This window comes from Collinsella sp. BIOML-A6 (assembly GCF_009875845.1).
Classification (GTDB): domain Bacteria; phylum Actinomycetota; class Coriobacteriia; order Coriobacteriales; family Coriobacteriaceae; genus Collinsella; species Collinsella aerofaciens_H.
Window position 1 is genome coordinate 1 of the sequence record NZ_WWSL01000045.1, and the last position, 8,948, is coordinate 8,948.

Annotated in this window: 7 protein-coding genes; 1 reads left to right on the forward strand and 6 read right to left on the reverse strand. The window is 53.5% G+C overall.

Features of this window, described 5'->3' with window-relative positions:
• Window positions 1–240 precede the first annotated feature (240 nt).
• On the reverse strand, window positions 241–900 hold the full coding sequence (locus tag GT495_RS10350) for a UDP-N-acetylglucosamine 2-epimerase (RefSeq protein WP_370457661.1): 660 nt from the start codon (window positions 898–900) through the stop codon (window positions 241–243).
• Window positions 897–1,031 (reverse strand): hypothetical protein, encoded by a 135-nt coding sequence (locus GT495_RS11050; RefSeq protein WP_304515558.1) that lies wholly within the window; start codon window positions 1,029–1,031, stop codon window positions 897–899. The genes GT495_RS10350 and GT495_RS11050 overlap by 4 nt, the downstream gene beginning before the upstream one ends.
• Before the next feature lie 445 nt (window positions 1,032–1,476).
• Here GT495_RS11050 and GT495_RS10355 point away from each other — a divergent pair, with 445 nt between their 5' ends.
• On the forward strand, window positions 1,477–2,262 hold the full coding sequence (locus GT495_RS10355; RefSeq protein WP_161162578.1) for a hypothetical protein: 786 nt from the start codon (window positions 1,477–1,479) through the stop codon (window positions 2,260–2,262).
• Window positions 2,263–2,538: 276 nt separating this feature from the next.
• Here GT495_RS10355 and GT495_RS10360 read toward each other — a convergent pair whose 3' ends face one another.
• The 4 genes from GT495_RS10360 to GT495_RS10375 all read right to left on the reverse strand — a co-directional run bounded on the left by GT495_RS10360 (window position 2,539) and on the right by GT495_RS10375 (window position 8,478).
• Window positions 2,539–3,243, reverse strand: coding sequence for a hypothetical protein (locus tag GT495_RS10360; protein WP_161162579.1), 705 nt, complete (start codon window positions 3,241–3,243; stop codon window positions 2,539–2,541).
• A 273-nt stretch (window positions 3,244–3,516) separates the two neighbouring features.
• The gene (locus tag GT495_RS10365; RefSeq protein ID WP_161162580.1) at window positions 3,517–7,173 is read right to left on the reverse strand and encodes a hypothetical protein; all 3,657 of its coding nucleotides are present in this window, start codon (window positions 7,171–7,173) and stop codon (window positions 3,517–3,519) included.
• A 382-nt stretch (window positions 7,174–7,555) separates the two neighbouring features.
• Window positions 7,556–7,747: a hypothetical protein gene (locus GT495_RS10370; protein WP_147579366.1), complete on the reverse strand. Its 192-nt coding sequence runs from the start codon at window positions 7,745–7,747 to the stop codon at window positions 7,556–7,558.
• Window positions 7,748–8,124: 377 nt separating this feature from the next.
• Window positions 8,125–8,478: a hypothetical protein gene (locus GT495_RS10375; RefSeq protein WP_099431612.1), complete on the reverse strand. Its 354-nt coding sequence runs from the start codon at window positions 8,476–8,478 to the stop codon at window positions 8,125–8,127.
• Window positions 8,479–8,948 lie beyond the last annotated feature (470 nt).

Below are 8,948 nucleotides of genomic sequence, written 5' to 3' on the forward strand. Positions count from 1 at the left end.
CGGATTCGCGCCTCAGGACTCAGCGCAACGCGTTGCGCTGAGTCCTGAGGCTGTTGCAATGAAAATGACAATCAAGGGCAAGCATGAAGGCACAGGCCATGCAGTGAGTCTTTTCTTCAACGGTCAAACTAGACGATATAATATCTTTGAGCCACTTGACCATAACGTGTGAGTCTTGCCATAGAGCCTGCATACCCATCGATTCAGCGACCAACGGCGAACCCGTCGTAAAAAGAGACATTAGTATTTCCTCCACACCATGCGGTCAACGATGCCGGTGTAGGACTGGATGATACGGACGACCTTGGGGGCCACGTCGTCCTGGTAGTCCGGCACGGGGATTCCGTGGAGGCCATCCTCCGTGAGCGCAACCGCCGTGCGCACGGCGTTGAGCAGGCCCCGCTCGTCGATGCCCGCGAGCACGAAGCATCCCTTGTCAAGCGCCTCGGGGCGCTCGCTGCTCGTGCGGATGCAGACCGCCGGGAGCGGGCGGCCGACGCTCGCGAAGAAGCTCGACTCCTCGGGGAGGGTACCGGGGTCAGAGACGACGCGGTAAGCGCTGGACTGCAGCTTGTTGTAGTCGTGGAAGCCCATGGGCTCGTGGGTGCGCACCAGGGGATGCGCCTGGAAGCCCGAGGCCTCCAGGCGCTTGCGGGAGCGGGGGTGGCAGCTGTAGAGGATGGACTTTCCGTATTCCTCGGCGAGGGCGTTTATCGCGCCGAAGAGGGACATGAAGTTCGCTTCGGTGTCAATGTTTTCCTCGCGGTGGGCGGAGAGCAGGAAGTAGCCTCCCGGCTCCAGGCCCTCGCGCTCCAGCACGTCACTCGCATCGATGGCCGCCAGGTTCGTGCGCAGCACCTCCGCCATGGGCGAGCCCGTCACGTAGGTGCGCTCCGTCACGCAGCCCGTCGCGAGCAGGTAGCGCCGCGCGTGATCGCTGTAGGCGAGTTCACGTCGCTGATGACGTCCACGATGCGGCGGCTCGTCTCCTCGGGCAGGCACTCGTCCTTGCAGCGGCTGCCCGCCTCCATGGGTTCCAGTACTCATACGCCCTAGCTGGGCTCCTTGTTCGGAACGTGGTTCCGGAGCGAATTAGCACTCCAATGCCAGAGCGGCTGTGCCGGCCGCCCGTGAGCGATACCGCTCTTTCGAAGAGACATCAAATGGAGCTTGAGCAGCCCTGTCGCCAACAGTGCCCTCAACTGAAAACGCGTGCAACAACCTCGATACCATGTGCTACGGTGTCTATGCGAGCTTAGTTAAGTGCGGCAGCTCGCAAAAACATTTCTACAGTGTTTGAGGAAATGCGCCGCACAGAGAGACATCGCGGCGAAACCGCATCACCGCGCGCCGTTCGGGAAGACGACCTGCAGCTGCCCGCCAGCCCAAGTCGGTAACAGGTCAGAGCCTAATGACAGCCAGGGCCAAATGCGGGCACAGCCACTTCACCAAAGACGAACGGAGACCTGAAATCAGATGATCGACCTGAGAGAGTACTATCTCGATAACATTTCAGAGAACGACTACTACTATCACTTTTTCTCACTTATCGAAGGCGTGAACAGAACTTACAACGTCTTCTACGGGAAGGATGAGACACAGGGATTCGAGTTCCTAGTCCACGACGAGATAGAAGCGATAGAGAAGTTCCGGCAGCTGTGTCAACCAGAAAACGAGCCGAATAGGAAAGAGGACAGGTGCTGGTTCTATGTCGTCGCCTACTATCTGAACGCACACGGCTATATCATCGATCAATTCCCCGACGTACTGCGCAGGCCCCCGAAAGAACCACCCAGTTTTACATACGGGACAATCAGGGACAGAGCCATATCGCTTGGGCTCGACGATGATGGCACGGTACGCTGGGCGACCCGCCGCGCGATGGTTGCCGACATGACCTTCGTGCGCAAGGCGTCCTCGGTGGCAATCGGCGATAATCTGAACAAGAGGATCCAGCTCATCTCCGCAGGCAATTCGCGATTCGAGGAGATGGAGGACAACGAGAAGCTCAGGGAGATCGCGAACCTGATCGAGAACCTGCTGAAAGAGAACGGGAAGTTCATACAACCTGACTACTCGAAGGTGACGCTTGGACTCGTCGACGACAATACGGTGAAGAGCTTCAGATACAAGATCCAGTGTTTCAGGCACTCGAGCAAGGAATCACTGGAAGAGAGAGCAAGGCTAACCGATGGACAAAAAAGGTTCCTGGTCGACTTCGGCGTGACAATCTGCAAGGCAATTTACTCTCTCGTCGAATAGCGCCATTCGCGCCGCCTCTCCCGTTGTCAACGATAGCCGCAGCTCTTGTTTCCATGCGAATTAACAAAACGAAGACGAAATAATCAACCGAAGATGAGGAAAGTCATGTTCGCTTAAAAGCGGCTTAGAATTTCACCATCATGTGTATTAGCCGATTTAGGCCACGCGTATTGGGCTAATAAACCATTCGACCAATTAAGCTAATTGCTTTGTCACTGGCATGCGAGCAGTTTAATCAAGACGACAAGAGCGCGCTCAAATTGTTGCCTGCAGCAGCTAGCCAAGTATAGATACCATCCTGTTTCCAAATTCGGTCCTACGATAAACCCTTTCTTCTTTCTCGATATCGCCGGGATCGTCGAAGGTGAGCGTCTCGTCTACTACGTCCCACTGCTGCCGATGGATATCCTCAATCAGCAATCCAAGTCCGGTTAATCGAAGCAGAACTTCTGTATCTTTGCCTCTGAGCGTCTGAATAGTTTCCTTTTCTCGAAGCATCTCGTAGTCTCCAGGTAGAAATCTGTCCAGCGTCTCTGCGAACAAACGAAGATCGCCCCAGCTAATTTCTTTATCTAGATAGGCCTCATAAATCTTTGCTAGTCGCCGCGCTTTGTCCTCCTCAATGTATCTTTCGAGCAGGATAAGCAGGTACTCAATATCGCGCTTCCTATTTGACTCTTCAAAGTATTGCTTGTACTTTTTCCTCGAGCCATTTTCAAAAGAGTCGCGGTTGAACTCATCGAGGAAACACGCATACTTCTTCAGTAGGTGCGCATTGTGGATATTGTTTCCGATTTTATAGATGCTCACTGCGCTTGAGATGACGGGAATGTCCTTCAAGAACTCGTTTTGGAGAATTTCGTCCAGACCAACCTCTGCGACATTCGAAATAAGTTCGAGAGAGTCGCTGCAAATAGTTGGCCTTGCGTCGTCTTGCAAGCGCGTTAGAACGGCCTTAGTTGATTCCTCCGTGTTTGCCATAAGATTACCTTTCATAGTAATTTGCCAGTTTTAGCATGCGTTTGTACCGCCGCTTTCTACCCAGTTCACCTATATTGCCTAGTTCACAGTCATCCGAACATGGCGGCTCACTGCGACATGCTGCGGAACGTTGGTGGGACAGCGCTGGGACAAAAATCGAAACACAAGCGAAACTCGGACAGGTTGAGTTTCGATATCTATCCCAATGGTAAACGGGGTATGGTTTAGGCCGAAGCGCCTGAGACTTTTCCTAATTCTAGGTGTCAAAGTCGATTACTGCCTGTCGTGGAATAGCCCCCACTTTTCGTCTTCGATGTCTCCTTCAATTGATGACTTCACTTTTGACAGCCATTCTCTGTGTTTTAAATATGCAACACCTGCGGGCAGCTGAGCAGCAATCGAGTCAATCGCCTCAATCTCCTTGAGCTTTGCTGGAATAAAGCCTTTTTCAGGGGACCCGCTCATTGAAGATCGACGGAGATCCAAATGGTTGATCGATATCCCGTCTTTATCGAGCGTCAGAATGAGGGTGATAGCCCTAACCCTCGCCTCGTCATTGCAATCGGACAAGGCCCAGCTTATTCTATCGAGACTATTTGCGTCGGCGATCCTTTCGCGGATGGTATATTCCAGGCGCTCCCAAAAAAAATCGCTCGAGAGCGCATTTGCATCATGAACGGGAAACAAAAAGGCTATTTCATACCTGCCGAGTGGTTTGCTCAGCGCTTCATCGATCATTGCTTTCAGCAGATTCCAAGCGTGATCGTCCTGGACGGTCCAAAACGAGCTGATTCTTCGCAGGAGATCGTGCCTTTGTCGGTAGTCGAGGTTGGCAGCGTATTCCAAAAAACGGTCAATCATTGAACTTTCAAGGCGTAAAAGGCAGCGTAGGAAAGCGAGGTTATAGTCGAAAGAAGGGCGTCCTTCAAGTGCGAGAAAATACAGGTTGACAGCCGGTGAGGGATTGGATCCGAAGTACGAATCTAGAGCGGAGACGCGCTTTTCGTCTCCGCAGTTGCCGAAAAACCGCCAAACCTCATCATTGTGTGTATGTTCGGAAAACCTAAAAGCAGATTTGAGCATATAGCCAGGATGCTTTGGCTCGACTATCTCCAAATCTTCCAAGCAGAGATGCGTTCTGCCGTCATCGAGTCTTGCGAGGATCTCGTCGAGCTCCTCCTTGTCGGGCCCGCTCTTTATTGCTAGCAAATCAAGATAGTCAAACAGGGCCGGATGGTCACTCACGTCGAGCACCGCGCCCAGCTCGTTTCTAAGGACCCTCCTGCCGATGGCTTCAGCAAGGCAATCAAGTGCTTCATACGGAACGGGGATCGTCGAGGGCAACGATGCGATATTGCGTGCGATTATGCTTGAAGCGGTATCTGGGGTCCTTTTGGCAATTTCCAGAAGGACTTTTCCGATAGCCCTGCCCGACTCCCACTCTTTACCGGAAATCTCATAATCTTCGGCCAGCTTTCCCAGGGCTTCGGTCAGTCGTTCTAGCGGTAACTCTTCCGCGGATATTCTAGGTTCTTTCTCTTCGAGAGACCAAGAGTTCTCCAAGCCAAGCGCGTCGAATGTGCTCTGGCGGAACCCATCGAGGCTCAGAGGGGAGTTCTGCGCGCATGTTTCGTAAATCTGGTTGATGCTTAAGCCGCATGAAAGATCGGTTGTCGAGTCTTCGCTTTTATATTTGGGGAATAGCTCTTCGATCCTCGAGAGCACCGAATGCATGTTTTCTGCGTGCTCCGCTTCAGGTTCTTTGCCATAGAACGAGAAGTGCTGCCGAAAGGTGGATTTAACTTGCCTGCTGAATTCGGTTTCGACTAGAACGGAGAGCGCCCGGAAGCAATGGGCGTGGAGCTCGGCCAACTCTGATGTGAAACTGAAGGTCAGGGTGTTGTATGTGTACGTTATGCCATTTTGCCAAACGCGCTGGGCCCTTGAAGAGAGGTATGAACTCGTCAAGACGATCAGACATGCTGCAACATTACGGGAATGCGATTGTTGATATTTTTGAGCGAGGGCATCGAGTTTGCTGTTTTCCAAATCGAATCCCGTACGATCGAGATCATAAGCGAAAGCACCGTCTGGTCCGCATGCCCAGTTGTACTCGGCCGCTCGCTCGGTGCCTCTTTCTACACACGTCACGAACAACTCTAAGGCTGTTTGCGAATACTCGCTCGAGCTCATCAGGGATACGGAAATATGCAGGGGCATAGATCCGTCGGATGTCGAATTCATGCCGAGAATATCTTCCGATACGTCAGCGCAAGCAGCGCTTTCGATGCGGTTTGAGGCAAAGGCGAGCGCCTGTATGGGAAGGAGTTGATTGAATGTGATTATGAACTGATCGGCAATTCGCGCATCCCGATTCTTAATTTCATCCCAAGCTTTCCCGCATTCCCTTCGAAGGTAGTCGTACACGCTCGCACTTCCGCACACTTCAGCCATTGACTTGGCGGCTTTGAGATACGGCGCGTTCGGCATTTCTGCGGTATGCAGAATGAAATCCGCAAAACTGCCGTTCCCTTCTTTTGCGAAGTGGCGGCATATCAAGAAGTCACGAAGATTCTGCTCTTCCATTCTTATGGCTAGCACGCCACCAGCGGAGGTAAGGATCGTGACGATTTCCTGGTCGTTCAATCTGGATGCAAAATCCCGAATCTCGGCATCGTCGTACTCCAGGCCCAAGAGTTCCTCGTAACAAGGGTCTCCTTCAATAAGATCGCAGCAATCGTAGATTGCAAGGACCTCTGCGAGACGCTGCTCCCTGCTGGAGTACCCAGCTAAGGCGGAATTCATATAGATGTTCAGAAGATCGTATGGCTCTTGGATGGCTTCGAAATTGCCGTCTGCTATGGGGCTTGCTGCCATGATAGCCAAGCGCAGGTTTCCGTTTGCGATTGCCGATACTCTCTCCCTCAGTGCTAGGTTTTTTATGTTGTATTCGGTCTCGAGTATCGCTTCAATGTTTTCCGCGGTTAGAGGCTCCAGCTCTATTTCTTTGAAATTTAGATAGCTGCCGATTTTCGCGGTCAACTCGCTTCGGTGCATCTTCCTGCAGGTGAGGACAATCTTTAGCTTTTTGTTTTCCAAGCAGATTCCCAGCAAGTGCTCAAGTGACAGGTTGCCGTTTGCATCATCGACCAGAAGGATAATGTTTTCCGACTCCGACAAAATCAGCTCAATATCATCGTCGAGATGCGACGAATACCTAGAGTCCAAGATCAGAAGATCCCAGTGATGCCGATTGCTGAATGAGAGGCATGCGTCGAGGGCGATCTTGGTTTTCCCCGATCCAGACTGCCCCTGAATCACTACTGCCCTACTTTGCTCTATCGATTCGATGATGCCTGAAAACTCGGAATCCCTGTGCATGAGGGGCTTCGACAGGTCGGTTGTGAAACGGCCGTTCAGGCTTCGCTCGATGAAGCGGTCTGGGGCGATGAATGACCCCTTTCCGAGCGGAATGCCCAAAACCGTATGCGCTAGCGCAGGGAATTTTCTATCAAGGTCGCTCGCAATTGTCTCTGGCCCGATTATTTCTATCCGTGGATCGATGGCGCGGACTTCCTCGAGTACCAGAGGTGAAAGGCGAAAGTATGTGTGGCACAGGATGATTCGATCTATGAGTTGCGGATCGATGCCGGTTTTGCTCCTGTCGAGGCAGTCTATAGCATCATTTAGCAGCTTATTGCGAATGTCGGATTTAGAGGTTGTGTATGCCGCGAAGATGTAGTGTCCATTCTCTCCTACGGAGTACATATCTGGCACTCCGGTCGTAGTTTTATCCGTGCCGCATTGGGATCCCAATTCAATGATGTTGTTAAGCGAATATCTCCTATATAGATACTGATTTGCTAGTGTTTGAAAACGCCCGCCTTCGATCTGCCTTAGCTCTTCTTGGATCTGATTTATATGGGACATTTTGCTCCTCGCGGTAAATTCGCCTTTTGATTTCTCTTTTCTTACTCTAGTCCACCTAGCTCAGCAAGTCTTGCACGCTCGAGGGCCGAGTCGACGACGTCCTCGAAGTCGAGCCCCGCCGCATAGGGAGATCCGGCGACAATGACTGGGATAAAAAACTCTAATCAAGGCCAGAATCTTTAATAGCATGCTGTTTTACCACAGACGGCAGAATCTGGCTTGAACGGTTAATTATAGCCCCCGACAGAAAGAGCGGTGCTTCCTCGCTATCGTCTCCGCGCTCGAGAAGCAGAATCGCAAGGCAATCGAGGTGGTCGAGGAGTGCGGTGGGTTGTTACCGTCAATGGGAATTCGGTCAACGCCAACCATCAATCATGCCGTATTATTCAGAGTTAGAATTTTCGCCCCACGATACTAAGCCGGTGACCATCCAATGATTTTTGGCATCGATATAGACACCGCCAATCTGATTGTCCAAGCATTCATCGGAGCCGCTACCTTGGGGACCTTGATTGCCGCATTCTGTCAAAACAACCAGACCAAAAGAAACAGGGAGGACGATATCAAGCGGCATCAGCCATCCCGCATATCGGCATGGTACGAAGAAGGTCGAAACCGAATCGATCAGCCCGATGACAACCGATTCTTCTGGCAGTTCGTCGTGCTTCGAAACGAAAGCGAGTCCCCCGTCTACGACGCAATCGTCACCTGCGTCGGGATTAGCGGAGCCGGCCCTTCTTTCAAAGGAGAGGACAACGGTCCCGCTTTTCCCGACCGCGTCTGCGTCGGCACGCTTCCTCCTGGAGCATGGTACATATGGCTCCCAACGGGAGGGCACGGAATGGGAGTGCGCACGGCGCCCGAAACGGCTTTCGTCGACGCGAATGGGATTCCATGGGTTCGGCGAGGCAACGGAAGGCTCGAGGAGATCTCTATGGAGCCGACCTCGTTCTACAGGCTGCCCCTCCCCTTGTCCTGGCACGGATGCAAGAAGCTGACCGAGTAGAAGTCGTCGACGCCGTACGCGTAGCCCTCGAAGGGCGCCTCGTCCAGGCCGCGCCAGCCGGCGGCGGCGCGATAGTCCGCGATCTCGTCGGCAAGGGCCCTCGCCATAAGCACGACGTGCTCGACCGCAAACCCGTTATTCGACTTCTCTGGGTGCTTCTTGACGTGGTCGCTGGAAAAGTAGCCCAACGAGATTTCGCTCACGGGTCCGTCGCCGTTGGCGAACGCGGCCACATTGACCGTCTTGCGCCTGAAGAGGGTATCGAGTGCCTTGGTGAGGGGCTCGGCGGTGGACAGCATGGCGGGGCCTCCCTACGTACGAGGGAGATTGAATTGAGGGTTTGATGCTACTGTCCGCTACTGCCCGCGGCACTCAGCAAGCCAGCCGAATGCCGCGGTCTCCCGAGACTAGCGGAGCCGCCCTTATTGCTAACACTGCCAAAGCAAGCCCCACTTCGTCAGTAACTTGGACGGGTGTCCCAGCAGCAGCGCGTGGCACCTAGAAGCGCTGTTCCCAGCAGGAATAGCGCTAAGGAGGCGGCGATCCAGTTGCTGTCGGCGGTCTTGGGGAGCGTGGCGGCGGCGCTAGCAGTCTTGGCCCTGGATGGCGTGGACGCCGTGGTCTTGGTAACTGTCGTCTTGCTTGTCGTGGTCGTCTTGGGCGTCGCAGTCGCGGGCCTAGGGACGGGATCCGTCGCGGACCCGGCGCCGGGCCGCTCAACGGTTGGGCCGGCGCCACCGGCCGGCTCGCCCGCGCCACCGGGCACCTC